General features: G+C 66.5%; 30 protein-coding genes. 14 read left to right on the top strand and 16 right to left on the bottom strand.

Going from position 1 to position 24528, the window contains the following annotated elements:
- Positions 1-448: 448 nt before the first annotated feature.
- The 5 genes from V5F26_RS06325 (at position 449) to lpxC (ending at position 6703) form a co-directional block, all read left to right on the top strand.
- A complete protein-coding gene (locus V5F26_RS06325; RefSeq protein WP_234053847.1) occupies positions 449-1369 on the top strand; it encodes a D-alanine--D-alanine ligase in 921 nt (306 codons plus the stop codon).
- Positions 1336-2322 carry a cell division protein FtsQ/DivIB gene (locus V5F26_RS06330; RefSeq protein ID WP_234053846.1) on the top strand — a complete coding sequence of 329 codons (987 nt, stop codon included), beginning with the start codon at positions 1336-1338 and terminating at the stop codon, positions 2320-2322. The genes V5F26_RS06325 and V5F26_RS06330 overlap by 34 nt, the downstream gene beginning before the upstream one ends.
- Complete coding sequence (ftsA, locus tag V5F26_RS06335) at positions 2319-3644, top strand: cell division protein FtsA (protein WP_234053844.1); 1326 nt, start codon at positions 2319-2321, stop codon at positions 3642-3644. Before V5F26_RS06330 ends, ftsA begins: the two co-directional genes overlap by 4 nt.
- 89 nt (positions 3645-3733) lie before the next feature.
- Complete coding sequence (gene ftsZ / locus V5F26_RS06340) at positions 3734-5464, top strand: cell division protein FtsZ (protein WP_234053843.1); 1731 nt, start codon at positions 3734-3736, stop codon at positions 5462-5464.
- A gap of 306 nt (positions 5465-5770) precedes the next feature.
- Complete coding sequence (gene lpxC / locus V5F26_RS06345; protein ID WP_234053842.1) at positions 5771-6703, top strand: UDP-3-O-acyl-N-acetylglucosamine deacetylase; 933 nt, start codon at positions 5771-5773, stop codon at positions 6701-6703.
- A gap of 1397 nt (positions 6704-8100) precedes the next feature.
- Here the strand turns inward: lpxC and V5F26_RS06350 are convergent.
- Positions 8101-9051 (bottom strand): 2-hydroxyacid dehydrogenase, encoded by a 951-nt coding sequence (locus V5F26_RS06350; RefSeq protein ID WP_394946954.1) that lies wholly within the window; start codon positions 9049-9051, stop codon positions 8101-8103.
- Positions 9052-9270: 219 nt separating this feature from the next.
- On the opposite strand from V5F26_RS06350, the gene V5F26_RS06355 reads away from it, so the two are divergent.
- Positions 9271-9765: a hypothetical protein gene (locus V5F26_RS06355; protein WP_234053840.1), complete on the top strand. Its 495-nt coding sequence runs from the start codon at positions 9271-9273 to the stop codon at positions 9763-9765.
- A gap of 631 nt (positions 9766-10396) precedes the next feature.
- On the opposite strand, the gene grxD is transcribed toward V5F26_RS06355, so the two are convergent.
- Both grxD and V5F26_RS06365 read right to left on the bottom strand, forming a co-directional pair.
- On the bottom strand, positions 10397-10729 hold the full coding sequence (gene grxD / locus V5F26_RS06360; protein ID WP_394058690.1) for a Grx4 family monothiol glutaredoxin: 333 nt from the start codon (positions 10727-10729) through the stop codon (positions 10397-10399).
- Positions 10730-10838: 109 nt separating this feature from the next.
- Positions 10839-11072, bottom strand: coding sequence for a BolA/IbaG family iron-sulfur metabolism protein (locus V5F26_RS06365; protein WP_234053837.1), 234 nt, complete (start codon positions 11070-11072; stop codon positions 10839-10841).
- Between the two features lie 338 nt (positions 11073-11410).
- On the opposite strand from V5F26_RS06365, the gene V5F26_RS06370 reads away from it, so the two are divergent.
- The 3 genes from V5F26_RS06370 (at position 11411) to V5F26_RS06380 (ending at position 13614) form a co-directional block, all read left to right on the top strand.
- A complete protein-coding gene (locus V5F26_RS06370) occupies positions 11411-12271 on the top strand; it encodes a xanthine dehydrogenase (RefSeq protein ID WP_234053836.1) in 861 nt (286 codons plus the stop codon).
- 47 nt (positions 12272-12318) lie between these two features.
- Complete coding sequence (locus V5F26_RS06375) at positions 12319-12798, top strand: hypothetical protein (RefSeq protein WP_394946955.1); 480 nt, start codon at positions 12319-12321, stop codon at positions 12796-12798.
- Between the two features lie 414 nt (positions 12799-13212).
- The gene (locus V5F26_RS06380) at positions 13213-13614 is read left to right on the top strand and encodes a DUF59 domain-containing protein (RefSeq protein ID WP_234053834.1); all 402 of its coding nucleotides are present in this window, start codon (positions 13213-13215) and stop codon (positions 13612-13614) included.
- 184 nt (positions 13615-13798) lie between these two features.
- Here the strand turns inward: V5F26_RS06380 and V5F26_RS06385 are convergent, their stop codons facing one another.
- From V5F26_RS06385 to V5F26_RS06395, 3 genes are all read right to left on the bottom strand, one after another.
- Positions 13799-14128 carry a Rieske 2Fe-2S domain-containing protein gene (locus tag V5F26_RS06385; RefSeq protein WP_234053833.1) on the bottom strand — a complete coding sequence of 110 codons (330 nt, stop codon included), beginning with the start codon at positions 14126-14128 and terminating at the stop codon, positions 13799-13801.
- Positions 14129-14245: 117 nt separating this feature from the next.
- Complete coding sequence (locus V5F26_RS06390) at positions 14246-14536, bottom strand: aldehyde dehydrogenase (RefSeq protein WP_394058685.1); 291 nt, start codon at positions 14534-14536, stop codon at positions 14246-14248.
- Positions 14537-14576: 40 nt separating this feature from the next.
- Positions 14577-15227: a glutathione S-transferase family protein gene (locus V5F26_RS06395; RefSeq protein WP_394058794.1), complete on the bottom strand. Its 651-nt coding sequence runs from the start codon at positions 15225-15227 to the stop codon at positions 14577-14579.
- Positions 15228-15461: 234 nt separating this feature from the next.
- Here V5F26_RS06395 and V5F26_RS06400 point away from each other — a divergent pair, with 234 nt between their 5' ends.
- From V5F26_RS06400 to V5F26_RS06415, 4 genes are all read left to right on the top strand, one after another.
- Positions 15462-15911, top strand: coding sequence for a Rieske (2Fe-2S) protein (locus V5F26_RS06400; RefSeq protein WP_394946956.1), 450 nt, complete (start codon positions 15462-15464; stop codon positions 15909-15911).
- A gap of 55 nt (positions 15912-15966) precedes the next feature.
- Positions 15967-16308: a DUF6156 family protein gene (locus V5F26_RS06405; RefSeq protein ID WP_394946957.1), complete on the top strand. Its 342-nt coding sequence runs from the start codon at positions 15967-15969 to the stop codon at positions 16306-16308.
- 36 nt (positions 16309-16344) lie between these two features.
- Entirely contained in the window at positions 16345-16512 is a 168-nt protein-coding gene (locus tag V5F26_RS06410) for a hypothetical protein (RefSeq protein WP_234053828.1), read from the top strand.
- Between the two features lie 208 nt (positions 16513-16720).
- A complete protein-coding gene (locus tag V5F26_RS06415; protein WP_234053827.1) occupies positions 16721-17155 on the top strand; it encodes a group II truncated hemoglobin in 435 nt (144 codons plus the stop codon).
- Between the two features lie 41 nt (positions 17156-17196).
- Here the strand turns inward: V5F26_RS06415 and V5F26_RS06420 are convergent, their stop codons facing one another.
- Entirely contained in the window at positions 17197-17436 is a 240-nt protein-coding gene (locus V5F26_RS06420; protein WP_234053826.1) for a hypothetical protein, read from the bottom strand.
- 193 nt (positions 17437-17629) lie between these two features.
- On the bottom strand, positions 17630-17875 hold the full coding sequence (locus V5F26_RS06425) for a hypothetical protein (protein WP_234053825.1): 246 nt from the start codon (positions 17873-17875) through the stop codon (positions 17630-17632).
- Positions 17876-18102: 227 nt separating this feature from the next.
- Here V5F26_RS06425 and V5F26_RS06430 point away from each other — a divergent pair, with 227 nt between their 5' ends.
- A complete protein-coding gene (locus V5F26_RS06430; protein ID WP_234053824.1) occupies positions 18103-18594 on the top strand; it encodes a hypothetical protein in 492 nt (163 codons plus the stop codon).
- Between the two features lie 309 nt (positions 18595-18903).
- Here V5F26_RS06430 and V5F26_RS06435 read toward each other — a convergent pair whose 3' ends face one another.
- From V5F26_RS06435 to V5F26_RS06470, 8 genes are all read right to left on the bottom strand, one after another.
- The gene (locus tag V5F26_RS06435) at positions 18904-19227 is read right to left on the bottom strand and encodes a hypothetical protein (RefSeq protein ID WP_394058680.1); all 324 of its coding nucleotides are present in this window, start codon (positions 19225-19227) and stop codon (positions 18904-18906) included.
- Between the two features lie 239 nt (positions 19228-19466).
- Positions 19467-20219, bottom strand: coding sequence for a dienelactone hydrolase family protein (locus V5F26_RS06440; protein ID WP_394058679.1), 753 nt, complete (start codon positions 20217-20219; stop codon positions 19467-19469).
- Positions 20220-20417: 198 nt separating this feature from the next.
- The gene (locus V5F26_RS06445; protein WP_234053821.1) at positions 20418-21185 is read right to left on the bottom strand and encodes a 4Fe4S-binding leucine-rich repeat protein; all 768 of its coding nucleotides are present in this window, start codon (positions 21183-21185) and stop codon (positions 20418-20420) included.
- A gap of 242 nt (positions 21186-21427) precedes the next feature.
- Entirely contained in the window at positions 21428-21652 is a 225-nt protein-coding gene (locus V5F26_RS06450; protein WP_234053820.1) for a hypothetical protein, read from the bottom strand.
- Positions 21653-22271: 619 nt separating this feature from the next.
- Positions 22272-22589: a ferredoxin gene (locus V5F26_RS06455; RefSeq protein WP_234053819.1), complete on the bottom strand. Its 318-nt coding sequence runs from the start codon at positions 22587-22589 to the stop codon at positions 22272-22274.
- 49 nt (positions 22590-22638) lie between these two features.
- Positions 22639-23844 carry a DegT/DnrJ/EryC1/StrS family aminotransferase gene (locus V5F26_RS06460; RefSeq protein ID WP_394947095.1) on the bottom strand — a complete coding sequence of 402 codons (1206 nt, stop codon included), beginning with the start codon at positions 23842-23844 and terminating at the stop codon, positions 22639-22641.
- Between the two features lie 33 nt (positions 23845-23877).
- A complete protein-coding gene (locus V5F26_RS06465) occupies positions 23878-24138 on the bottom strand; it encodes a DUF6129 family protein (protein WP_234053817.1) in 261 nt (86 codons plus the stop codon).
- 54 nt (positions 24139-24192) lie between these two features.
- The gene (locus V5F26_RS06470) at positions 24193-24522 is read right to left on the bottom strand and encodes a DUF3024 domain-containing protein (protein WP_234053816.1); all 330 of its coding nucleotides are present in this window, start codon (positions 24520-24522) and stop codon (positions 24193-24195) included.
- Positions 24523-24528: the final 6 nt, after the last annotated feature.

Raw genomic sequence — 24528 nt, forward strand, 5'->3', positions numbered from 1 at the left:
TGACCACCTCAGTAAGGGAGGCTGACGAATTGATCGCCAGCAAGAGCCGGGCCAGATCTCGGCGAGGGGGCAGGCGGACCCCTGGGGGAACGGAGTTAACCCCATACCGCTACGGTTTTGAGACGGTAAGGCTTAAGCTTATGTCCTTACCACCACAGGACTCTTTCGCATTGCGGCGGGCCGGCCGAAGTCGCGGCAACCCATGGGGGAGGGGGACTGCGGGGGTCGCCTTAGGCGGGTGGCAGGCGCGCGGGCGGCGGCGGGACGGCGTCTTTGCAGGACAATCCTGCGGCAGGTGCTGAAAGAATGGGCATGGCTTTAGGGAATTGCACACCGAAGCCGGTCTTCACTGGCCGCGCTGTGCGGCAGGCGCGAACCCTGGCGCCGGCGACCGGATTTTTGCTACACCCCGCCGCTCCGGGCGGGGTTTCAGGAGCAGTGAGCGATCATGGCGAAACATGTGGCGGTGCTGATGGGCGGCTGGTCGTCCGAGCGGGAGGTTTCGCTGCGTTCGGGCGCTGCCTGCGCGGCGGCGCTGGAGGGCGCGGGCTATCGCGTCACCCGGGTTGATGTGCAGCGGGACGTGGCCGAGGTGCTGGCGCGGCTGCAGCCGGATGCGGCGCTCAACGTGCTCCATGGCCATCCCGGCGAGGACGGCACCATTCAGGGCGTGCTGGAGATCCTGCGCATTCCCTACAGCCATTCGGGCGTGCTCTCCTCCGCTCTGGCCATGGACAAGGCCCAGGCGCGGGTGATGCTGGCGGCGGCCGGCGTGCCGGTGGCGAAGGGGCGCAGCGTGAGCCGCGCGGAGGCGGCCAAGGCCCATGTGATGGAGCCGCCTTATGTTTTGAAGCACGTGGTCGGCGGGTCCAGCATCGGCGTGTTCATCGTGCGCGAGGGGCAGGCCCATCCACCCCAGGAACTCCACAGGGAAGATTGGGCCTTCGGCGAGACCCTTTTGGCGGAAGAATTCATCCCCGGCATGGAACTGACATGCGGCGTGATGGGCGACAAAGCCTTGGGAGTCATTGAGGTCGAGGCGGTGCAGCCGTTTTACGACTACGAAAGCAAGTATGCGCCCGGCGGCTCCCGCCACATTCTTCCGGCCCGGATTTTACCTGAAATTTACGAGCAGGTGCAGATGTTAAGCCTAACGGCGCACCGAGCTCTCGGCTGCCGGGGGGTGTCTCGCGCGGATTTCCGCTTCGATGTTTCCAAGGGCGATGCCTCCGGGCTCGTCTGCCTGGAAGTGAACACCCAGCCTGGCATGACCGAGACGTCCCTGGTGCCCGACATGGCGGCCCACGCGGGCATTTCATTCGGCGAGCTTGTGACATGGATGGTGGAGGACGCGTCGCTGGATCGGTAGGGCCCCGCAAGGGGACGGCGCCGCATGGTGCGACGCCCAAGGTCGCGCCGCCGCCCGGCCGGCACAAGCGCCTGCCCGTCGAGCCGCGCCCGGCGAGCCGCACCGCCATCCTGCTGCGGCGGCTCACGGTGCGCCTCGGCGCCTCGCGGCTGGGCCGGCATGGCGCGGGGGTGCTGACGGCGGTGGTCATCGGCGGCTTCTCGGCCTACGGCATCGCCCTCGGCGGCCACATGGAAGAGGCGAAGGGCGTGGGCATGGACCTCGCCGACGCCGCCGCCAACGTGGCCGGCTTCAAGATCCGCGAGGTCAATCTCTCGGGTCATAATCACGTCACGCCGCAGCAGATCCTCGATGCGGCGGGCATCAAGGGCTCCACCTCCATCCTGTTCGTGAACGCGGACGAGATGCGCGTGAAGCTGGAGGAGCTGCCCTGGATCCAGTCGGCGAGCGTGCGCAAGCAGTTTCCCGACCGCATCGACATCGCCGTCGTCGAGCGCCAGGCTTTCGCCCTCTGGCAGGTGAATGGCGAGATCAAGGTGATCTCCCGTGACGGCACGCCCATCGCCCCCTATTCGGACGATCCGCGCTATGTGGAGCTGCCCATCGTGGTGGGCGAGGGCGCACAGAAGCATGTGGGCGAGATCGTCGACGCCTTGGCCCGCCTGCCGGACCTGAAGGCCCAGGTGCGCGCCGCCATCCTGGTGGCCGAGCGCCGCTGGACCCTGAAGATGCACAACGGCATCGACGTGCGCCTGCCCGAAAAGGGCATGGAAGGTGCGCTGACGCAGCTGGTCGCCCTTGATCGGGACAAGAAGCTGCTCACCCGAGACATCACCATCATCGACATGCGCCTGCCCGATCGGGTGGCGGTGCGCCTGTCGGACGCCGCCGCCGCCGCCCGCGATGAAATGCTGAAGGCGAAGGCCAAGGCCAAAAAAGGAGGCCCCGCATGAGGTCCCGGCTCGCCCAGGGGTTCGCGCCGAAGATGCGTCCGTTGCCGCCGCGCAAGGGTGGCATCGTCGGCGTGCTCGACATCGGCACCAGCAAGGTGGTGTGCGCCATCGCCAAGCTGAAGCCCCGTGGCGCGTCGGACGTGCTGAGCCGGCGCACCCATTCCATCGACGTTCTCGGCATCGGCCACACCCGCGCCTATGGCATCAAGGGCGGCGCGGTGGTGGACATGGCCAAGGCCGAGCTCGCCATCCGCCAGGCCGTGGACATGGCGGAGCGCGCCTCCGGCGTGCAGATCGCCTCGGTGGTGGTGGGCGTTTCCGGCGGCCGGCTCGCCTCGCAACATTATGAAGCGGCGGTGCGCCTGACCGCGCCGGCGGTGGAGGAATTCGACATCCGCCGCGTGCTGGAGGCCGCGTCCACCTATGCGGTGGGCGACGGGCGGGCCGTGATGCACGCGCTGCCGGTAGGCTATTCCCTGGACGGGCGCTCGGGCATCGGCGAGCCGTGCGGCATGCTGGGCCGCGAGCTTGGCGCTGACATGCACGTCATCACCGCCGACCTCACGGCGCTGAAGAATCTGGTGCTGTGCGTGGAGCGCTGCCACCTCTCCATCGAGGCCATGGTGGCCGCGCCCTACGCGGCCGCGCTCTCCTCCCTCACCGATGATGAGATGGAGCTGGGCGTCACCCTCATCGACATGGGGGCCGGCACCACCACCTTCGCCATCGTGGATGGCGGGCACTGCGTCTATGTGGACGGCGTCGCCCTCGGCGGCCACCACATCACCAACGACGTCGCGCGCGGCCTGCCGGCGCGCTTGGCCGACGCGGAGCGCCTCAAGGCCCTGCACGGGGCGGTGGTGGCCGTCTCCTCCGACGAGCACGACATGCTCACCGTGCCGCCGCTCTCGGGAGATTCCCGCGACCAGGCGCAGATGGTGCCCAAATCGCGCCTCGTCACCATCGTGCGTCCGCGCGCGGAAGAAATCGTGGAATTGATTCGCGAGCGACTGAAGTCTTCCGGTCATGCCGGGGATGCCGGCCGGCGCATCGTCCTCACCGGCGGCGCGGCGCAGCTGCAGGGGCTCGCGGACCTGGTGGCGCGGGTGATCGGGCCGCAGGTGCGCATCGGCCGTCCGTTAGGAGTTTCGCGCCTGCCGGAAGCGGCGCGCGGGGCGGCGTTTGCGGTCACGGCGGGCCTGCTCGTCTACCCGCAAGCCGCTGGCCTTGAACACTTCGAGCCGCGCCGGCGGCAGGCCGTGGGCGCCGAGCCCCAGGGTTATTTCGGCCGCGTTGGGCGCTGGCTGAAGGACAGCTTTTAGACATGGTTAACCAAATCAGCAGTAACAAAGTGGTCAACGGGATTCATCGACAGGCGGTCTGAGCCGAGCGGGTTCGACGGAGCTAAAACATGACGATCAACCTTCAGATGCCCGACATTCGTGAGCTCCGTCCGCGGATCACGGTGTTCGGTGTGGGCGGTGCCGGTGGCAACGCTGTCAACAACATGATCGCCTCGGGGCTGAGCGGCGTGGAGTTCGTGGTTGCGAACACCGACGCCCAGGCCCTCACCCTCACCAAGGCCGAGCGCGTGGTGCAGATGGGTGTGGCGGTGACGGAAGGCCTCGGCGCCGGCTCCCAGCCGGAAGTCGGCCGCGCCGCCGCGGAAGAGGTCATCGACGAGATCCGTGACCACCTGTCCGGCTCGCACATGGTGTTCATCACCGCCGGCATGGGCGGCGGTACCGGCACCGGCGCTGCCGCCGTGGTGGCCCGCGCCGCCCGCGAGCTCGGCATCCTCACTGTGGGCGTGGTGACCAAGCCCTTCCACTTCGAGGGCCTGCGCCGCATGCGCGTGGCCGAGCACGGCATCACCGAGCTCCAGAAGAGCGTCGACACCCTCATCGTCATCCCGAACCAGAACCTGTTCCGGGTGGCCAATGAGAAGACCACCTTCGCCGACGCGTTCGCGATGGCCGACCAGGTGCTCTATTCGGGCGTGGCCTGCATCACCGACCTGATGGTGAAGGAAGGCCTCATCAATCTCGACTTCGCCGACGTGCGCGCCGTGATGCGCGACATGGGCAAGGCGATGATGGGCACCGGCGAGGCATCGGGCGAGAAGCGCGCGCTGCAGGCCGCCGAGGCCGCCATCGCCAACCCGCTGCTCGACGAGACCTCCATGCAGGGGGCCCGCGGCCTGCTCATCTCCATCACCGGCGGCAAGGACATGACCTTGTTCGAGGTGGACGAGGCGGCGACCCGCATCCGCGAGGAAGTGGACCCCGACGCCAACATCATCCTCGGCGCCACCTTCGACGAGATGCTGGACGGCATCATCCGCGTGTCCGTGGTGGCCACCGGCATCGATCCGCTCTCCATCCCGGACCAGATCCAGCCGCCGGCCGATCTCGGCGGGCGCAAGATGTCCAATGCCGGCCGCGTGGCCGTGGAAGCCGCCCGTGAGGCGCAGATCCACTCGGCGGTGGCCTCCATCTCCGCCGAGGACCTCATCGGCCTCGAGGATTTCGCCCCCGTTTCCCAGCAGCCGGCGCCCGCGCCCATGCCGGAAGAGCCCGTGGCCATCGACGAGGTGACCATTCGCGCCGCCGCGCCGCGCCAGTCCTATCTGGCCGAGCCGGAGCCGGCTCCCGCGCCCGCCCAGGTGCAGGAAGAGGACGACTTCGCCCCCTATATCCCGCCGCCGAGCCAGCGCGTGCGCACCACCCGCATGCCGCGCGTGGACGAGCTGCCGCTGCCCGCCCAGAACCAGATCCGCGCCCAGCGCGGCGAGCCGCCGGTGGAGCAGGCCCAGCCCGACAAGAAGCGCATGACCCTGCTTCAGCGTCTCGCCCATGTGGGCCGCCGCGAGGAGCCGGAACCCGAGCCGGTGCGTCGTGACCAGCCCAGCATGCGCGCTCCCGAGCGTCGCCCCGCGGAGCCCCGCTACCAGGATCAGCCGCGCGGCTACCAGGACCAGCGCCCCGTGGTCGGCGGTCATCCCGGCGAGGCGGTTTCCGAGTTCGCAAAGCGCCCGCAGAGCCGGCCCGTGATGGAGGTGCCCACCCGTCCCGCGCCGCAGCGTGGGGATGAGGACGATCACCTCGAAATCCCCGCCTTCCTGCGCCGCCAGGCCAACTGAGTCGCGCCGGAACACGCTCCGACCCTGTAACAAGAGCCTTAAGGCCGACCGTCATGGCCGGCCTTAAGCTTTTGTTAAATAAGGAAAATAACCTATTTCAAGACAGTAACAGGCGGTAAGCAAGCGTGATTTGGCGCAGCCACGCGCGGGGACTAGGGTGCCCCCAATCCTGATCGACCCACACGCTGCGCGTTGACAGTTTCTTTGGACAACCGCGGCGAAAGTGGGAAGGCAAGGTGGAGCTTTGGGGGAAGGTTGGGGACCGTTTCGTGGTCCGCGCTCCCCGCGCATGGGACGACACCGATTATGCAGACCACTCTGGCTCGCGAGATTGCCCTGAAGGGGGCCGGCGTTCACGCCGGGGTCGAGGCGACCCTCACTCTGAAGCCGGCAGCCGCGAACACTGGAATCGTTTTCGTTCGTTCCTTCGCCGACAGCGCCCCTCGCAAGGCCACCGTTTCCCATAAGTCCGTGCAGGCCACCGACCTCGCCACCGTGCTCGGCGACCGCTCCGGCGCGCTGGTCTCGACGGTGGAGCACCTGCTGGCCACCTTCAATGGCCTCGGTGTCGACAACGCCGTGGTGGAGATTGACGGGCCGGAAGTGCCGATCCTCGACGGCAGCGCGGTGGAATTCGTCGCGGCCATCGACGCCGCCGGCATCTCCACCCTCAATGGCCGTCGCAAGTATCTCAAGATTCTGAAGCCCGTGCGGGTGGAAAATGGCGCTGCCTTCGGCGAGCTGCTGCCCTATGACGCCGGCTTCCGCCTGGAAGTGGAAATCGACTTCACCCACGAGGCCATCGGCCGCCAGCGCTTCGCCGCCACTATGTCCCCCTCGGTGTTCCGCCGCGAGCTGGCCAAGGCCCGCACCTTCGGCTTCCTGAAGGATGTGGAGCGCCTGCGCGCCGCCGGCTATGCCCGTGGCGCCGCGCTGGAAAACACCGTGTGCCTGGATGAGGGGGGCGTCATCAATCCGGACGGCCTGCGCTTCTCCGACGAGTTCGTGCGCCATAAGGCCCTCGACGCGGTGGGCGATCTCGCCCTCGCCGGCCTGCCGCTGCTGGCCCGCTATCGCTCCTTCCGCGGCGGCCACAAGCTGAATTTCCAGATGGTCAACGCCTTGCTGGCCGACCGCTCCGCCTATGCGGTGGTGGACGAGGCTCGCCCGGTGCGCGAGACCGTGGGCGCCGAAATCGCCGGTGCCACCCCGGTGCCGGTGTTCGCTCCCGATCTGTGAGGCTTTCGCGACCCGGAGCGCTTGTTTCGGGCCGAGCTGAAATCGAGATTTTGCCATGGCCCGGCTGGCGCAAGCGCCTCGCCGGGCTTTGTATTTTGCGCGGGGTGCTGTCGGTTCGTGGCACGTGGTCATCCACGGCTGGCTGCGGCATCGGACACCGCGGCGTGTGCCAAAGGACTTGCGGCGAGAAGCCGGAATGCCCTGCGCAATAGGGCGGCAAAGGCTCGAGCCCATTCGCGCGTTTCCTATATTCACGACACCGGCCACCTCGCACCGCGGCGCACGGCGGCGCGTGAGCGCGCCCCGCGGAATGCCAACGAACAGGGCAACGCAACTGCGTGCCCTTTCCGTCCCGTCGCGGCCCTTTTTGCCCTGTCCGGGCCGTCGGTACTTCTGTTTTGAGACGACTCCTCCCGCCTGGGAGCAGGAACACGCTCGAGGCCCGATCGACATTTAAGAGGCACGGTTTGCCGGCGACTCGGTCCTTCTCCGGCCTGCGGGGGAGGGTGAGGGGGCAGGCAGGGCCGCCTTGGCCCGGACCGCACCTTGGCCCGGACCGAACCTTGGCCCGGACCGCACCTTGGCCCGGACCGAACCTCGGCCCGGACCGAACCTCGGCCCGGACCGCACCTGGGCCGGCACCGCCCAGTGGTGCAGAGCCAGTGGATGCAAGGCTTTTGAGCCTTTCGAGGCGTTGCCCTTCGCTGCGCTGCCGGGGCCACCTACCGACATTTTGCCCCCACCCCAGCCATCCCCCCAAGCGGGAGATGGGGCCGCGCCATGAGGACCACGGTGGTGGGGCATATCCGCGCCCCGTGCGCTGGATGTCGGTAGCTCCTAGTCCCCGGAGCTGAGTCGTTTTTTGTTCGCCTGCCGGTCTCCGGCTCGTTCGAAAACGCTCCAAGATTCATCGCCATTCAGCGCATGGAGCGCGGCCCACGTTCCGCCACCGGGGTGCTGGTGCCGCCCCGTTCCCACTTGCGGGGGAGGACGAACATTGAGCCTGGGGGTTCTGCAGCGGCGCTGAAGGGTCCTCCTCAGGAAGGCCGGCGCCTTGAAGCCGCTTTCCGCGCACAAGGGCGGTTCTCGCCACGCCTCCGCCCTCCCGCTCGCGGGAACGAGCCCAGCGGGGCGCCCGTGTCTCTCGAATGTCTATTGATCCCACGGCGAGCGAGGCGTGGAATCAGTTGCTCTCTCGCAAAGGATCTGCCGCTGTCGCCGTCGCCTGAATGTATCGGTGCACCTGCCGCCGATTCCCGGCTCGGCTTTCCGATGTGCGGACGGCGGCGGCTGAGGGCCGGATTCCACCGGATGCTTGGCGAGGCTGCGTCGGAGCCCGACTTGCGTCGCCTTTTGCTCCGGCGCCGAAGGCCGGGGCAACGGCGCCCGGCGGATCGTCAATAGCCGGCGGTGCGATCCACCACGTTCAATAGCGGCAGGCCGGCACGGTGGCGGCGGATGCCCTCGATCACCATGGGCGCCGCCGTTTCGGGGTATGTGGGCGCCGCGACGTGGGGGGTGACGATGATGCGCGGATGGGCCCAGAACGGGTGCTCCGGCGGCAGCGGCTCTTCATGAAAGACGTCGAGGCTGGCGCCTGCGATCTGGCCGCTCGCCAGGGCCGCCAGCAGATCCTCATCAACCAGATGGCCGCCGCGCGCCACATTGATGATGTGAGCACCCTTCGGCATTTGCGCGAAGGTGTGGGCGTTCAGGATGCCGCGCGTATCCGGGGTCAGCGGCAGCAGGCAGACCAGGATCTCGGTTTGCGAAAGGAAGGGGCCGAGGCCCTCGTTGCCGTGGAAGCCGGTGACACCCGGCAGCGCGCGGGCGGAGCGGGACCAGCCGCGCACCGAAAAGCCGAGGCGCAGCAGATGCTCCGCGCAGGCCCGCCCCAGCTCGCCCAGGCCCATCAGGCCCACCACCCGATGGCGCGCCAGGGGCACCGCCAGCTCGCGCCATTCGCGCCGGGCCTGCTGCGCGGCGAAGCTCTGCATGGCACGATGATAGTGAAGCGCCTGCATGAGCACGAATTCACTCATGCCCGCCTTCAGACCCGGATCGGCCATGCGCACCAGTGGCAGGTGGGGCGGCACCACTTGGGGGGCGACCAGCCGATCCACCCCGGCGCCGAGTGAGAACACCGCCTTGAGATTCGGCAGGCCCGCGAGCACGCCCGGCGCAACCTTCCATACGAAGGCATAGGCGATGTCCTCCACCCGCCCCATGTCCGGCCATTGGCGGATGTCCAGCTCAGGCATCTCCTGAGCGAAAGCCGCGAGCCACGGGGCAGGGTCAATGTCGGTGCAGGCCCAGAGCATGACAGGGGTGGCGGACGAAGGGGCCATGGGGAATCCCGAAAATGAAGGCGGGGCCGTCTGAGCCGCCGCGAGGCCGGCCACATTGTCACAAACCGGACCGGGCCGCAGCCCGCTTCGGGCGGTGTTGCACGCGGTTCGTCGGCGTTCCGCGCGGTGGCGAGCGCATCCGCCGCGTTGCATTCGTGTGTGCGGCGTGCAAGAGCTTTGCCCGATTTGGCCGATTGGCTTCCATGGGCAGGATTCGTCATGAAGAAAGCGTCTTTGTTCGCTGCCGTCGCCGCGCTCGCGCTCTGTGCGATGCCCCGCATGGGTCTGGCGCAGACCGGAAAATTCGAATGCGCCTGGCTGCCGGCCGGGCAGAAGCCGTCTGCTGAGGTGGCCGCCCTTCTCGCGGCGGGCGATCCCCTCGATAATCCGCCGGTGCTCAACGCCGCGGTGGACAAGCTCAAGGCCAGCGGCCTGCGTCCGGCCCTTATCATCGATGGGCTCATGAGCGCCTACTGCCCCACCGTGGCGGCCAGCGCCTCCTATACGGACGAGCAGAAGACCGCCCGCATGCAGGCCTTCGCCGCCCGCACCGTGCGTCTGGTCTATGCGCTGGAATCCGCCGACAAGATCATTCTCGACGTGACGCTGCCGCCGTCGGTGGTGGACGCGGTGAATGCCAAGGCCCGCGCCGGTGGCGTGAGCCAGCAGGAATGGCTGGCCGGCGTGGTCACCACCGCCGCCCAGGCCAAGTGAGCTTTCGCGCGAGCTGAGTCGTGCGTCGCAGAGACATCGCCAACCCCTTGGCGGGCTGGCGATGTGAAAGCGGGCGATTGTCGGGCGCCCGGTGAAGCAATTTCACCGGGTGAGGCTTCGCGCGTGGCCCCACTTTTCGCAGGGATCAAGGCGTCCGCCGTGGGGCAGGCCCTTGTGCGAAAGCGCTGCGGATCGCAGGCGCGGACCGCCTGAGCTTCTTCCGACTTCGGCATGCCGCAAGGGCGCATGGACCCGGGCACGCGCGGGCGCGCGCTTTCGGTGCAGAGACGGCGGTGGCTGCGGGCCAAGGGCGCCTGCGCCTGTTCCGTAGAACCTGGAAACTGCTAAATCATTGAATGAATGCTGTTTCTACGGGGCTGTTCGCTTCCCTGGAGCGGCGACCGCTTTCGGTGCGCTGCATTCCCCTCGACGCGCGTCACCAGGCGGGCACACGGCTGGAGCGTTTCCCGGCGGAGCGGGGGCCGTGCGGGTGAAGGAAATGTGTAGAAACAAAAGGCTAGACCGCTTCCGTGTTTCCACACGGAGTTGAAGCGGTCTAGCCCTGCGGCCCGCGTGCTGGGTGCGCGGGTTCGGTTGGCCTGTGCGCGCCGGGTGCCGGGCGCGAGGGGGCTCAGGAGGCCGGGGCGAGGATGCCCTTTTCGCTGAGCAGCGTGGCCAGCTCGCCCGCCTGGAACATCTCGCGCACGATGTCACAGCCGCCGACGAATTCGCCCTTGATGTAGAGCTGGGGAATGGTCGGCCAGTTGGAATAGGCCTTGATGCCCTCGCGGATGAAGGGATCCTCCAGCACGTTTACGGCGGCGTAAGGCACGCCGACCTGGGCCAGCACCTGCACCACGGCAGAGGAGAAGCCGCACTGCGGCGCCTGCGGCACGCCCTTCATGAAGAGCACGACGTCGTTATTCTCGATGAGATCCTTGATGCGTTCGGCGGTGTTGGCCATCGGGGCGATCCTTGCGGTGATCAGGCGTTGACAGGGGAGAGGGCGGGCGGTCCCGCCTTTGGGGCCGCGCGGGGCCGGGGAAGGGGCGGCAGTGGGCGCGGGGTCCGGCTTATTTCGGAACGATGGTTTCGAGCGCGAGAGCGTGGAGCACCCCGCCCATCTGTCCCTGAAGGGCGGCGTAAACCATCTGGTGCTGCTGCACGCGGCTCTTGCCCTTGAATGCTTCGGACGTGACGCGGGCGGCGTAATGGTCGCCGTCTCCGGCAAGGTCCACGATCACAACGTGGGCGTCCGGAAGGGCGACTTTCACCAGCCGTTCGATTTCGGCTCCGTCCATGGCCATGGTCTGTGCTCCTCTTTCGCAGGCCCTCATGCAAGGTCGGCACCAAGTGGCGTCGGCTCGTGTTCACAGGAGTTTCGGCCGCGCGGCTGCGGGAGATGGACGGCGCGAAGGGGGTGAACCGGCGCGTTCGCGCCATCCATCCTGTCACCTTTGCGACAGGCCGCGTCGCTGGGTCGCCGGGCCGGGATTTCAACGGACGAAGCCGCTCGCGCCGGTGCGCGGGTGTTCCCAGGTGCTCATGGTGCCCGTTGCGGATGTGGTGGGGAAAATGTGGCGGTTCATTGAAATCGGCCCAGCTCTTGCTTACCAGTCTCAGCTTCCGTGATGAGAGACGGATCATGAGCGAAACACGACACGAGGGCCCTCGCCGGACACCGCATTTCGCGGTCATCCTCGGGACCAATGAGATTGCCTCGGCGGTGGCGGTGCATCTGCATCGTTCCGGCTACGGCGTTGTTTTGTCTCACGATCCCGTCCCGCCCGTCATTCGCCGCAAGATGGCCTTTCACGATGCCCTCTTCGACGATCTGGTGGAGGTGGATGGCGTCTTTGCGACGCTGGCGGATAGCTCCATGTCCATCCGCAGCGGCCTTGCGCGCCGTGACGGCGTGATGGTCACCAATCTGGGCCTGCTGGATCTCATCGTCATCGGTAGCATCGACCTGCTGGTGGATGCGCGGATGAACAAATATCAGGTCACGCCCGATCTGCGCCGTCTCGCCGGTGTCACCATCGGCCTTGGTCCGGGCTTCAGCGGCGGCGCCAATTGCGACCTTGCCATCGAGACGCGGCCGGGCAAGGAGGGGCGGATCATCCAGCATGGCCCGACCGACGCGCCGGACGGCGTGGCGCGCCCCCTCGGCAACAGCCGCTCCGAGCGCTTCGTGCATGCGGAAGTGCCGGGCCGCTGGCACACGGCCATCGAGATCGGCACCCGTGTCTATAAGGATTTCCTTGTCGGGCAGCTCGGCGGAGAGACGGTGCGCGCGCCGTTCGACGGCGTGGTGCGCGGCGTGGTGCGCGACGGAACCGAGGTGCCCGCGGGGGTGAAGCTGCTGGAGCTGGATCCGCGCGGCCGCAACGCCAATTGGACGGGTCTCGATGCCCGCGCGCTCATCATCGCGAAGGCGGTCACGCGCGCCTTGTCCTTCCGTAAAGTCAAGCCGGCGGAGAGGGGGGCTTCGCTTCCCGTGAAGTGAGGGGCCTTCGTCTCTGTGTCCGTCGGTCGCCACAGAGGCCGTCGTTCATGATCGAATTGTTTCCCGACACCGACGTCATCAATTTTGGTGACCTTCCCCCCGGCATCAATGCCCTGCTTCAGCAAGGCGTGATTGCCTATCGGCGGGATCGGGAGCGGGCGGACCAGCTGTTTCGCCAGGCCCTGGCGGCGGCGCCGCACGAGCTGCCCACCTATTTCTGCCTCTACAAGATCCACACCTACCAGGGGAATCTGGATGAGGCCCAGCGCGCCGCCGAAGGCGGGCTGAAGGAAGCCGCCATCCAGGCCGGCTGGGATACGGACTGGCACAATTGGGTTCCGGAAGATCCGTTTCCGGACGGGGCTGGCCGCTTCGCGCTCTATACCTTGAAAGCGCTCGCCTTCATCCACCTGCGGCAGAACCTGCCGTCGGCCGCCGCCGAGAAGCTCGAGGCCCTGAAGGTTCTGGACCCGAGCGGTGCCGTGGGCTGGCCGGTGGTGGCGGCCCTGGCCGAGGGCCTTGCCTGATATCCGCCATTGGCACCGCGCTTGCACTGCTGAAGGGGAGGGCCGCCGTAAGGCTCTCCCATGGCCCGAGGGTCGCAAATTGTGCGCAAAGTCGTATGACGATTGCGTCGCATTAGCGAAGCGGCGCAGAGATAAGAGGATTCCATTTGCCTTCGGCAGGCGCGCTGCCGGCCCGGGGGCGGCTTCACGAGCGGGCGATGCGGCGGGCGGCCTCAGGTCGTGGACCTTGAGGCGGCAAGGGCGCGTGCGTCCGCAATGACCGGCTTGGCCGTGGGTGGGCGCACCCTCGCGGCATTGGGAATGCAAATGCGCGATGTGGCGGGGCGGGCCTCTGTCGCAGCTATGCGTGAAAGCCTACATCAGCAGGGATGATGCAGGCCCGTGACTGGATTGGTTGCTGGAGGCGACTGTCAGATGACGGAGAACATTGATTACGGCTTCGAGGCCCCTTCCGCTCCGGCGCTGTATGCGGAGGGAGAGGCGAAAGCCTATGTTGATTTCGCGCCGACGGACGCGACACGCCTGGAGGGCATCGTCAGCGCGCTGCGCACGGTCAACGATCCGGAAATCCCGGTGAATATCTACGATCTCGGCCTCGTCTACCGCATCAACCTGAAGGCGGACGGCATGGTGGAAATCGACATGACGCTGACCGCCCCCGGCTGCCCGGTGGCCGGCACGCTCACGGGCTGGGTGCAGGACGCTGTGAGCAAGGTCGAGGGTGTGAGCGGCGTGACGATGAACCTGGTGTTCGACCCGCCATGGGACAAGTCGCGCATGTCCGAGGAAGTGCAGCTGGAACTCGGCCTGCTCTGACAGGGGGGAGCATCGCCCCGTTGCACGCCAATGGGGACATGCTTTGGCTCACCACATTGACCGCATGCCTTCGCGCGATACGGCGCCACTGTGCCGGATGACGCTCGGGGCAGTCTCCCCCTTAGGTGTGCCCCGCCGCAGGGGCGGCGGCCCCCTGCCCGGCCTTGCGCCGGGCGCGCGAACCTCAGCGATAGAGGCGGTTGGGGTGGACATCGAGGTCCGCGTGCAGCTCGCCGTTGCGGACCTGTGAGGGATACTCCACCAGCGTACACAGCCCGCCCACGGTGCACAGGCCGTTGGTGGAATCGAACACCCAGTCATGGGCGCGGCAGGTGAGGTGGCGGCCGTCGAAGCGCGCGTCCATCAGCAGATGGCCGGCATGGGGGCAGATGCCCTGCAGCGCGCGGGGTTCTCCGCCCAGGGGCCACACCGCCAGCACCAGCGTGTAGCCGATGCCCACCGGCAGCATGGCGCCCTCTTCCAGGTCCGCCAGATCACACAGCTTCACATACATCAGGGCCTCATTCGGGTCGGGCCATCACTCTCGGTCTTCGGCCGGCTGTCAATGGGCGGGCTCGAACCCCGCGCAGGGGGCGAAAGACTCACGGGCTCACGTCATAGGCTTTGGGCGTCACAGGGCGAAATGGGCGTTGAAGGCGCTCTGCTTTGCCGCCGTGTCGAGCCCGCCGGCGAGCGGCCAGCCTTGCTGGCTGAACAGCGCCTTCACCGCGCGCGTCAGCTCCCTGCCGTGCAGGTACCAGCGCTCGACCCCGTCGGGTGAGAGGAGGGCGGGGCCGTCGGCGCGATGCACCACCCCGTCCTCCAGCCACAGCTGGGTGTCGATGTAGAGGAAGATCCCGGCCTTGCGGGAGAGGTCGTCCCGGTTGGCGTCGTCCACCACCAGATGTTCGGCTTGTGGCATGGTGGGCTATCCTTGCTGCAGTGAATGGGCTTCGCCGGGCTCAGTTGAGCACGCGGGCGGCGGCGCCCAGATTGGCGGTGTTGTAGCCTTCCTCGCGCAGCACCTGCTGCACGGCACGCCGCTCCAGCAGCCGGCGATAATGGGCGGCGACGTTGGGGGGCAGGGGGATCTGGGTCTTGTCGGCCCAGAACTCCACATAGAACAAAAACGGGTCCGCCACCGAGAAGGTGTCGGCCACATAGTCCCGCCCCTCCAGCACCTTGTCGAGAATGCCGAAGCCCTGGGTGACGATGTCGCGCCCGAGCGCCTTCATGCGGTCCTGGTCGGTGGTGGTGCCAGCGAAGCTGGGGGTTGCAAAGATTCGGGCAAAGCCCTGGCCGTGCACGGTATTCACCACATAGGCCATGGTTTCGAGGGCGCGTGTTTCGGCCTCCAGGTCCGCCGGCCAAAGGGCGGCGCGCGGCTGGCTCTTGCCCAGCCAATAGCCGATGGCCACCATCTCCGTGAGCACGCTGCCGTCGCGCCGCATCAAAGTGGGAATGGTCGACTTGGGGTTGATGGCGACATAGTCCGGCTTGAAATGGTCCCCCGCCGGCAGGTTGACGATATGGGCCTCGAACACCTCCTCCAGCTCCTCGAGGATGATGTGGATCGCCGTCGAGCATGATCCGGGGGTCATGTAGAACTTCATATTCGCCATGGGGCCTGTCCTGCTTTCATCCGGGGGCGAAGGCGGCCGCGGCCGCCGCTCCTGTCCGGCGGCATGGTTCATGCAAATATCGGGTCAATTCGGAGTTTCCGCAGCTTGTCGGGATCACAACCCGACATCGCTGTTCCATTCACGACAAGATTGCCGCAGCCATCGCCACGGGATCGGGTGCGGAAGTTCTGTCTCGCGGACAAGAAGAACAGCAGGACGGGCACCATGTCGGCTGATGAAATCGAGGTCTATGCCATCTGCGAGGTCGAGGATATCGACCCGGGCGAGGCGAAAGCCTTCAACCTGTCCCGCGTGGGCGAGGATGGGGAGGCGCGGCCCTTCCGCATCGTGGTGGTGCGCACCGGCGCCAAGGAGGTGGTGGGCTATGTGAACGCATGCCCCCACCAGGGCACCTGGCTCAATGTCGGCAGCGGCGAATTCTTCAACAAGGATGGCACGATGCTGCGCTGCGGCCGGCACGGCGCCCTGTTCGACATCGAAAGCGGCGCCTGCGCCGAGGGGCCGTGCAAGGACCAGGCTCTGGAGCCGATCGCGCTGGTGGTGGTGGGCGACGATGTCTGCCTGTGCGGCGTGGCGCTGGTGGAGGAAGAGAACCGTCCCTTCCCCTATGACGAGCTGGACGACACCATGGAGATCATGATCTCGCCCGATTGAAGGCACCGCCCCCAAAGCGCGCGTTTTCAAAGTTCAACTGGCGATGCAGGTATTCATGACTTCACGCGACGCGACGGTGCCTGATGCGCCGGAGGAGACGGCGGGCGGCGAGCCCACCTGCCGCTATTTCATCACCTATACTGGCGTGAAGTTGCCCTTCAAGCTGGTGGAACCCATAGCCGAGGAGCATCTCACCCATCGCAACACTTTCATCCGCGCCTATTTTGATGCGGCGGGCCAGCTGAGCGGCTTCGACAAGATGGTGTATGGCGAGGTGGAGCTGGCGCACCGCTATGACTACCACCCCAATGGGGTCCTGCGCCGCGCCGAGGTGACGATGGACGAGGAGACGGTGATCCTCGCTTTCGACGAAGTGGGCGCGCCCCTCTCCGCCTGAGATGGAGGGGCGGCGGGACAAGCCAGGGAGTTGGCCATGACGGTTGCGCAGCTCATCGAGGCCCTGGCCAGGATGCCGGCCGAGGCGGTGGTGCTCATGGAGGCGGATGGAGGCCTCTCCCTCGTCAGTGCCCTGGATTTCGTGGACGGGCAGGGGCCGGGCGCGCCGGCGGAAGTGATCCTGCTGCCCAATATGGAAGAATAGAGCGCTTGCGCGTGAAAGAGGTTGCAAAATCAAAGCGATAGATTGTTTCGGCGTGCCCGCGAAAAGCTGAAACGGTCGAGACGCGGCCGCCCGCCGCTGCGTCGCCGGGCCGCTGGCGCCGGAGTTGCGCCGGAGTTGCGCCTTGGCGCGGGAGCTGGTTTCGTCATACCAACCGGGGCTGGTCCCCGCCCAAAGGTCGAGGAGCAAGATGTCCGAAGCTGTCGCGACCCCCACCATGTTCGAGCGCATCGGCGGCGCGGTCGCCATCGACCGCCTGGTGGAAGAATTCTACGCACGGATGGACCGGCTGCCCGAGGCCCGCGACATCCGCCGGCTGCACGCTCCGGACCTGGGTCCGCTGAAGGTGGACCTGAAGCAGTATCTCACCGAATGGACCGGCGGCCCCAAGCTGTATTCGCCCCACAAGGGCCACCCCCGCATGCGCCAGCGCCACATGCACATTCCCATCGGCAATGCCGAGCGTGATGCCTGGCTGCTGTGCATGCGCGGCGCGCTGGACGAGACGGTGGCCGACACGCGCGCGCGCGATGAACTGTACGGCGCCATTGCCAAGCTGGCCGACTGGATGCGGAACCAGGAAGGCAATCCGCACGACACCGTGGGCCACGCCGCGCATCCCTGACGCCGCGCCGGGATGGGGCGGGCCGGCGGCTGGGGCGTGCGCTACAGGGGCACGCCGAAGAAGTCCTCATCCTCGCCGCCCCAGGCCTTATGCAGCGCGAATGCCTCCTGCCACTTGGCCATTTCCGGCTCGGAGGCGCTGCGGTGGGTGATCTTGCCGTCGGGCTTCTCCGCGAGCAGGAAGGTTCGGCCGTTCTTGATGAAGCGGTTGAGGGCCTTCATGTCGTTGGGGCGCACGACGCACCGGGGCGCTTCGTCGATGAGAATGGTCGTCGGGAGCATCGATCACCTCTGTGCTGGGCGGCTTTCGCCGCGTGAAGGGCGCAAGCGGGGCTGATCCGCTGCATCTCCTCCATTGTGCCGTGCCTCCCGGTGCGAAGCTTTCGCTGGCGCCGACCGGGAGGCGGATACTGTCACGCGCCGCTTTCAGGCGCGCGGGCTTCGGGAAGCGGAATTCCGTTTCGCCCGCAAGGGGCTAGAATCCATCCTCGCGCTTGCCCCAGGGGTGCGAGCCGGGCACCAGAGTGGCGCGGATGCCGGCCTTCTCCACATCGCCCAGGCTCTTGTAGAAGGTGGCTTCGTGCACCAGCGTGCCGGTCTTGGTGGTGATGGCCACATAGCGGGCCACGGTGTCTGTTTCGCACAGATAGCCGCCGCCCGGGTCCACGGTGCTGCGGACATTGCCGTCCCAATCCACAAAGAAGCCTTCCGGGTTCGACATGCACCTTCTCCAGAAAAATGCCCGCACCCGCGGGCCGGATCTGCGGAGCGGAGCAAGGTTCTTGCCACATGCGGGCACGGAGAGGGTGAGGCGCGGTTCATTTCGTCACAGGTGGAAAGTCTACATCAAACCTTTTGATTTGCGACAAATCAAATTTTTTATCTTGAAAGAGCGTGGCCTGCGGCTTAGCTTGCGTGCATTATTTTTGGAATTGTTGGGAGCGCGTGATGGCTGAATTGACTCAGCGCATGGCATGCCTCGCCGATGTGAATGGCATTTGGGGCCTGCTGCGCCAAGTCTGCCAGGACGTTCCCTTCGCCGCCGACAATGAGGGCGAGCAGGAGAGCATCCTGTCGGAGCTGATGGCGTGTTGCACGTCGGGGCTTTCGCCCATCGCCATCGACAATGAGAGGGGGATCGTCGGCGCGCTGCTGGCGCGGCGGGACGATCTGGAATGGGGGCTGCGTAACAGCCCCGCGATCCACGTGGCCTATGCCGCCATGGCGCCGAGCTTCCGGCAAACGGACCTTTTCGCCCGCCTGCTTGGCGAGGTGAAGGGGCGGCGCGTGCCGGTCTTCGCCAGCGTGAAGGCGGGGGAGCAGCAGGGCTTTGCCGCGGCGCTGGGCGAGCAGGGCTTCACCCACGAAATCACAGCCTTGAGCGGCTGGGGCGACCTTTATCAATGGACGCCGTCGGCCGCGAAGGACACCGCACAATGAGCGCTGTGGCGATGACCGCGCGCCGGGTTCGGGCGGTGGCCGGCCGGCTCCGCCTCGCCGGCGGACGACGGGATGTGTTTGTGGCGTAGCCGGATGTCGCGCGGCTCCGGTTCGCCGGAGTTCTGTTCATCCAATGCCTGGGCGGGGGTGCCGTCCAGGTGGCGCGCACCTCGCGGCGCGGAGCTCTCGATCGCGCTCCGCGCCGCCTTTTTATTCGGACCATGGGCCCTGGTCCTCGACCGGTTCCATGGGGGTGCTCGAACGCCGGGCGGGTTTCACCAACCTCCGATGCGTCCAGCGGAGCGGGGCTCAGACGTTCTCCTCATCCGTGCCGGAGAATTGGCTGTGCGCCTCCTCGACGAGTGCCATGGCGGCCTTCAGGCGCCGGTATTCATCCGCATCGACGGTGATGGTTTTGCCGCTCGGGGTTTCACCCGGGGCGGGGCGGCCCGCCAAGACAGCTTCAAAGAGGGCCTTTTCCAGCTGGAAGATGCGCTCGCTCGCCCGCTCCAGATAAGGCAGCGGATTGGCCTGCACATTGGCCTCGTGCAGGGCATCGAGGCTCAGAAGCTGGCGGAACCGCCGCGTGGTGCGGCGCTTGTCGGCGCCGAAGTCATGCGTGATCACACTCATGTCAGGCCTCGCTGAAGCGCATCCAATGAAACGCGGCACGCAACAACTGCCCGGCGCCGGGAATGCGGGCACCAGTTCTTGTGCGTTGCACGCCCGACACGGTAAAATCGCGTTCCGCCGAAATCAAGCCGGCCAATGATGAGTGCGACCGCGTGGCCAAAAGGGCCGCCGCGGGCTTCGTGCATCCGAAAGCCCCTCCCCGAGGGGGCGGAGAGGGGCGGGTTGTCCCGGGCTCGCCGTCAGGACTCCGGCGGGCCGAGATCCTCCCCGGTGCCTTTCTTGGCCTTGCGTTCTGTTTTCGACTGGGCATAGGCCCCGGCATTCTTCAGCTGCACCGGCGGCTGGCCCACCACGTGCTGGGAAATCCAGAACAGAGTGCGCTCCTGGGCGAGCTGGGCGGCATCGGCATCATAAGCCGGGCCGAAGAAGAAGCCGTGGGCGGTGCCGGGATAAAGATAGGTGGACACATCCGGCCGCGCCGCGCGGAACTGGTCGATGTCGCCTTCCGGAAGCAGGGCGTCCTTTTCCGCGAAGTGCAGCAGCGTCGGCACCCGCCGCTTCTCTCGGGAGCCATCCAGCACGCCGTCCGCATAATAGCCGATGGCGCAGGCCACGCCCTTCACCCGGTTCGCGCAGTGATAGGCGAGATAGCCGCCCCAGGAATAGCCCACCACAGCCACCTTGCCGGCGGCTGTCGCCGCGTCGACCGCGGCCTGGATGGCGCTCAGCGACCAGTCGGTGCCCACCTGCGCGGCGAGGGCGCGGCCATCGTTTTCTTGCGCGGGGGAAAGGGTGGTGTCGGCCTTCACCTTGTCGAACAAAGCAGGCGCGATGGCCACATAGCCGGCGGCCGCGAGGTCATCGGCAATCTTGCGGATGTGGTCGTCCACGCCGAACACGTCATGAAGAACAATGACGGCACCCTTGGGCGACCCGGCTGGGTCGGCGCGATAGGCGGAGAAGCTCTCGTCTCCGGCGGAGAGTTGGATCATGGCATCCTCGTTTCTCGAGCGGAATCGGGAAAGGGGCAGGTCCGCTCGGTCTGCCATTCAGCACTGATGTGCCGATGCAGAGACGATGCCAAAGCAAGACGGGAGCGCCGACAGGGCGCTCCTGTGAAGATGTGGTTACGTATTCAGATATGTCAGACGGAAAATATCTTCTCTTTCTGCATGAAACGTCTGGAATAGCTACGCTTCAGCCTGCGGGGCATCCAGCCGCAGGCGGGCCAGCTCCGCGATCTCGGGGACGGGATCCTTGCTGAGGTGTTCGAGATCCGCGTTGCCGGCACGCTCCGCGACGGCGAAGCGCACGCGCATGTCGGGATCATCACGCAGCAGATGCAGGCGAGCGGGCGCCAGCCGCTCGGCCACGATCACGCGCACCATGGGGTCCTCGTCCGCAGCCATGCGGGAAAGCGAGGGCTCTTCCACGCGGCGGGCGATCTCGCGGCGCACCTCCGTTTCCGGATCGCGCAGCGAGAAGGTCAACGCGTCCAGCGGCGCGCGCTGAGCGGCGGCCATGCGGACCCGGTAGTCCTCATCGGAGAGGAACGGCACCAGGGCCGCGCCCTCCAGCCGGTGGGCCACAGCGATGCGCACGGCGGGATCGGGGTCGGCCTTCAGGGGCGCGATGCGGGCCACCGGCAGGCGGCTTGCCGCCATGGCGCGCACATCAGGCTCGGTGTCGCCGAGAAGCGCGGGCAGGGCAAAGACACTGGCATGCTTGGCCGCTAGCACCCGCACCTCGAAATAGGGGTGGGTCAGATAGCGGGCGGCTAATTCGTTGTTGCGGCGGAAGAAATTGTCGATGCGCTTGTGGCGCCGATCCGCCACGCACACCACGCCCAGGTCGCATCGTCCCTCGGCGCGAATATCCTCATGGGGGCAATCCTGGCACCGCAAGGGCCGCCCTTGCCAATCCAGGGCCTCGACCTGCATTTCGCTGCTGGCCACCATCGCCGGAACCTCCTCCGTCACTCCGGAGGGCCGCCTTCTGCGAGCGACCGCATCCGGGCCTCCTCACAGCAAAGCTAGTCACGGTTTCGTCAAAGCGCCAGGGTTGCCGGCTCAGCATGTGATCGCAAAAGCGTGACGGGGCGGTGGTGGTGGGCTTCGCCCCACGCCTGGGGCGGGGCGAAGCCTACGTAGTTGTCCGGATTGTTTCGGCTAAGGGGGTGCCGTAACAACGGAGCGTGCTCTCACGCGGCCTTCGAGTCGAAGGGGGACTTGAATTCCGCAAGCTGCGCCGGATCCAGGCGGAACACGCCACGGCCACCGGCCAGGGCCTGATAGCTCAGGGCAGCGTGCTCGGAGAGGTAGTTGAACCAATCCTGCGGCGAGAGAGCCTCGGGGCGCTCGCTGATCTCGATGACGACGCCGCTCGGGTTGAAGCGGGCGTGGATGATGACCTTCTGATTGTCCATGTGTCGTCTCCGTGGTGGTGGTTCGACGGGTGTAGACTTTGGTACAGCCTCCGGTACGGAGGTGTGTTTTGTCTCGATGCGGCCAAGGCCTTGTCAGGTTTCGGCGCTTTCCAAAAAGCGCCGGCTCGGAAGCCTCCGGGGTTCAGATGGGCCGGCGGGTGCAAGCATCCCGGTGACGGTCCGCGGTCTTAAAATATGCGTGGCGCGGCTGCGGGGGTTGCGCCTCCTGAACGTCTCAGGTTCTTGACGCGAAGCAAGTTCCTGACGCGAAGGGCGCTGAAGCAAAACGCTCTCGACCTTCGTTTCACTCGTGAAGCGGCAATGCGACGGCCCGTAGGGACGGGCAGCGGTCGGTCCCGCAGAAGAATTCCAAGCAAAATCGAGACCAGGGCGATGGCGGCGAAGCTGAATGCGCGCCGACGTTTGTCCGGGGGCGGCTCGACACCGGATCTGGTCCGGCGCCAGGAGCTTGGGCCCCCATAGGAGTCCCGCTCCTGGATACCGGGCGCCTGCGGCGCAAGGCGGTCATGTCAAGTAGCGTGCGGCCCCGATCGGGAGCCATCCGGCTCAGCCGGGGGCGCTTTCGGCGTCCGCCGGCTGGCCTGTCGGAGAGCCGGACTCAAAGGCCGGCGTAGTCGAAGCCGAGCAGCTCCACCGTGACATTCTCGGTGCCGAGCACGGTGATCATCGAGGCGAGGCGAGACTTGGAGCCGACGCCAACGATGGTGTCCAGCTTCTCATTCTCTTCGCGGCTGGTCTTCGAGAGGCCCTTGCGGCCCTCCTGAACGAAGACGTGAGAATAGCTGCCGTCCTTGTCATCCTTCTGGCGGTCGAGCAGGCGCGGCTCGACCGTGGCGAGGATCTCGAACAGGTTCGCGCCTTCGGTGGCTTCGACCGTCTTTCCGAGGGGCATAACCTTAATGCTCACGCTGGACATCAACGACTCCTGTCATTTCCAAATATTATTGGGTGCGTGTTGTTGGTGCCTAGTAGATGGCGGATCCCGCCCCTACGTTGATTGAGGCATCCTTCATCGTTGCGACGATGAACTCGATTTCGTCCTCGGTGAGGTGGGTGTGGAACGGCAGCGCGATGGCGCGGTCCGCGACCTTTTCCGTGACGAGAAAGTCACCCCGGCGATAGCCGAGATCGAAATAGTGGCGCTGGAGGTGCAGCGGGTTGGAATAAGCCGCGGATTCCACCTTCTCGACCTTCAGGTCGTCGACGATGGCGTCGCGGCTGGACTTGGAAAAGCGCGTTCCCAGGTGCACCAGGAACAGGAACCAATGCACCTCGGTCACCTCGGGGGCGGTAAAGGGCGGCTTGATGCCCTCGAAAGACTGCACATACTTGTAGTAGAGGTGCTCCACATAGCGCCGTCGCTCCAGAATTTCTTCCAGGCGCTCGAGCTGGGCCAGGCCGAGGGCGGCGGTGATGTTGCTCATGGGCGCCTGGTAGGGCGCCGTCATGCTCACCACCACCGAGGAGCGCTCGTCGAGGCGGTGCGAGCGATAGCGCCGCAGGGCCACCGCCACGTCGATGTCGTCGGTGACCACCATTCCGCCTTCGCCGCAGATGAGGGGCGAGGGCTGGGAGAAATCGAACACCGACGTGTCGCCGAACGTGCCCACCAGCGCGTCCTTGTAGCGCGAGCCGATGGCCTCCGTGGAATCCTCGATCAGGATGAGATGGTTGGCCCTGGCGAGCTCCTTCAGCCCGTCCCACGCGGCAGGATGACCGTTATTGTTGGAGGCGACGATCGCCTTGGTCTTCTCGGTGATCCGCGCCGCGGCCTTTTCAGGAACCAGGGTGCCGGCCCAGTAGTCGATGTCGGCGAACACGGGCCGCGCGCCGGCGAGGCTGATGGCGTGGGTGGTCTCGCGGAAGGAATAGGGCGAGGCGATCACCTCGTCGCCGGGGCCGATGCCATAGGCGTGCAGGGTCAGCAGGAGGCCCATGGTGCCGCTGGGCACGGCCACCGCATATTTGCGGCCGAGATAGGAGGAAAATGCGTGCTCGAAAGCCTCGACCGTGGGGCCGGACGACAGGCGCGGGGCCTGCAGCGCGAGATTGACCGCCTCCAGCTCGCTAACGGTGATGTCGGGGTCCGACAGGGGAATGGCAGCGGCTTCCGCGCCGCTCTCCTCGGTGTCGTCCGTCAGGTCTGCGACAAGATCGTCGTCCATGTCCATCATCGCACCGGGCTCCTTTGTCCGTTTTTATTGTCAGTTCTTCTTGGCCAGGATGACGCCGGTGGCGCGGCTGGGATCGGTGGTGAGCACCACGCAATGGTCGGCGGTGTCGATGAGGTGGATGTCGTAGACCGGGAAGCTGCGGAACGGCTCCTCGGTCACGTCGGTGGCGTCGCAGCGGGTCCAGGAGAGCTTCGGCAGGCGCTGGCGCAGCTCGGAGAAGGCGGACGCGGTGAGCTCCTCCGCCGTCAGCACCTTTTCGATTTCCGACAAATCGGTGTCGCTCACTGCCATGTCCCAACACTCCGCTGTGGCGGGGAAGCCGCCGGATGGCAACAGGCGGCGCGCCTATTGCCAGAACTTGCGCTCACGATCTTCGTTCAGGAGCTGGAGCAGCTCGATGAGCCGCGCATGGGTGCTGTCGAGTTCCCAACTCTTGCTTTGGTGGTTCTTGCGAAAAAGATGCCAAGTGCCGTTGTCGGCATCGAAGCGGAGCAGGGCGATGTCCACGACACCGCCCTCCGGGTCCACGTTGCGCGAGCAGCAGGCGCTCTCGATGCGGTAGCCCTCGGCCACGGCGAGCACCCGCGGTTCCACATAGCGGTAGCGCTTGCGGCCCTGGATCGTCCGCTCGATCCTCCGGCGATCGAAATCGTTGGGATGAGGGGACTGCGTCATGGCCGC

Origin of the sequence: Xanthobacter variabilis (assembly GCF_043831965.2) — a bacterium.
GTDB lineage: Bacteria > Pseudomonadota > Alphaproteobacteria > Rhizobiales > Xanthobacteraceae > Xanthobacter.

Excerpts from the sequence above, each read along its gene's own strand:
- V5F26_RS06405 (WP_394946957.1), top strand. The coding sequence starts at position 15,967 with ATGACTTCACGCGACGCGACGGTGCCTGATGCGCCGGAGGAGACGGCG.
- V5F26_RS06460 (WP_394947095.1), bottom strand. The coding sequence starts at position 23,844 with ATGGACATGGACGACGATCTTGTCGCAGACCTGACGGACGACACCGAG.
- V5F26_RS06410 (WP_234053828.1), top strand. The coding sequence starts at position 16,345 with ATGACGGTTGCGCAGCTCATCGAGGCCCTGGCCAGGATGCCGGCCGAG.
- V5F26_RS06330 (WP_234053846.1), top strand. The coding sequence starts at position 1,336 with ATGGATGGTGGAGGACGCGTCGCTGGATCGGTAGGGCCCCGCAAGGGG.
- V5F26_RS06400 (WP_394946956.1), top strand. The coding sequence starts at position 15,462 with ATGTCGGCTGATGAAATCGAGGTCTATGCCATCTGCGAGGTCGAGGAT.
- V5F26_RS06365 (WP_234053837.1), bottom strand. The coding sequence starts at position 11,072 with ATGGCCATGGACGGAGCCGAAATCGAACGGCTGGTGAAAGTCGCCCTT.
- V5F26_RS06395 (WP_394058794.1), bottom strand. The coding sequence starts at position 15,227 with ATGAAGTTCTACATGACCCCCGGATCATGCTCGACGGCGATCCACATC.
- V5F26_RS06435 (WP_394058680.1), bottom strand. The coding sequence starts at position 19,227 with ATGAGTGTGATCACGCATGACTTCGGCGCCGACAAGCGCCGCACCACG.
- ftsZ (WP_234053843.1), top strand. The coding sequence starts at position 3,734 with ATGACGATCAACCTTCAGATGCCCGACATTCGTGAGCTCCGTCCGCGG.
- V5F26_RS06385 (WP_234053833.1), bottom strand. The coding sequence starts at position 14,128 with ATGTATGTGAAGCTGTGTGATCTGGCGGACCTGGAAGAGGGCGCCATG.
- V5F26_RS06455 (WP_234053819.1), bottom strand. The coding sequence starts at position 22,589 with ATGTCCAGCGTGAGCATTAAGGTTATGCCCCTCGGAAAGACGGTCGAA.
- ftsA (WP_234053844.1), top strand. The coding sequence starts at position 2,319 with ATGAGGTCCCGGCTCGCCCAGGGGTTCGCGCCGAAGATGCGTCCGTTG.
- V5F26_RS06450 (WP_234053820.1), bottom strand. The coding sequence starts at position 21,652 with ATGGACAATCAGAAGGTCATCATCCACGCCCGCTTCAACCCGAGCGGC.
- V5F26_RS06430 (WP_234053824.1), top strand. The coding sequence starts at position 18,103 with ATGGCTGAATTGACTCAGCGCATGGCATGCCTCGCCGATGTGAATGGC.
- V5F26_RS06350 (WP_394946954.1), bottom strand. The coding sequence starts at position 9,051 with ATGGCCCCTTCGTCCGCCACCCCTGTCATGCTCTGGGCCTGCACCGAC.
- V5F26_RS06325 (WP_234053847.1), top strand. The coding sequence starts at position 449 with ATGGCGAAACATGTGGCGGTGCTGATGGGCGGCTGGTCGTCCGAGCGG.
- V5F26_RS06440 (WP_394058679.1), bottom strand. The coding sequence starts at position 20,219 with ATGATCCAACTCTCCGCCGGAGACGAGAGCTTCTCCGCCTATCGCGCC.
- V5F26_RS06415 (WP_234053827.1), top strand. The coding sequence starts at position 16,721 with ATGTCCGAAGCTGTCGCGACCCCCACCATGTTCGAGCGCATCGGCGGC.
- V5F26_RS06390 (WP_394058685.1), bottom strand. The coding sequence starts at position 14,536 with ATGCCACAAGCCGAACATCTGGTGGTGGACGACGCCAACCGGGACGAC.
- V5F26_RS06355 (WP_234053840.1), top strand. The coding sequence starts at position 9,271 with ATGAAGAAAGCGTCTTTGTTCGCTGCCGTCGCCGCGCTCGCGCTCTGT.
- V5F26_RS06465 (WP_234053817.1), bottom strand. The coding sequence starts at position 24,138 with ATGGCAGTGAGCGACACCGATTTGTCGGAAATCGAAAAGGTGCTGACG.
- V5F26_RS06445 (WP_234053821.1), bottom strand. The coding sequence starts at position 21,185 with ATGGTGGCCAGCAGCGAAATGCAGGTCGAGGCCCTGGATTGGCAAGGG.
- V5F26_RS06425 (WP_234053825.1), bottom strand. The coding sequence starts at position 17,875 with ATGTCGAACCCGGAAGGCTTCTTTGTGGATTGGGACGGCAATGTCCGC.
- V5F26_RS06470 (WP_234053816.1), bottom strand. The coding sequence starts at position 24,522 with ATGACGCAGTCCCCTCATCCCAACGATTTCGATCGCCGGAGGATCGAG.
- V5F26_RS06380 (WP_234053834.1), top strand. The coding sequence starts at position 13,213 with ATGACGGAGAACATTGATTACGGCTTCGAGGCCCCTTCCGCTCCGGCG.
- V5F26_RS06370 (WP_234053836.1), top strand. The coding sequence starts at position 11,411 with ATGAGCGAAACACGACACGAGGGCCCTCGCCGGACACCGCATTTCGCG.
- V5F26_RS06375 (WP_394946955.1), top strand. The coding sequence starts at position 12,319 with ATGATCGAATTGTTTCCCGACACCGACGTCATCAATTTTGGTGACCTT.
- lpxC (WP_234053842.1), top strand. The coding sequence starts at position 5,771 with ATGCAGACCACTCTGGCTCGCGAGATTGCCCTGAAGGGGGCCGGCGTT.
- grxD (WP_394058690.1), bottom strand. The coding sequence starts at position 10,729 with ATGGCCAACACCGCCGAACGCATCAAGGATCTCATCGAGAATAACGAC.
- V5F26_RS06420 (WP_234053826.1), bottom strand. The coding sequence starts at position 17,436 with ATGCTCCCGACGACCATTCTCATCGACGAAGCGCCCCGGTGCGTCGTG.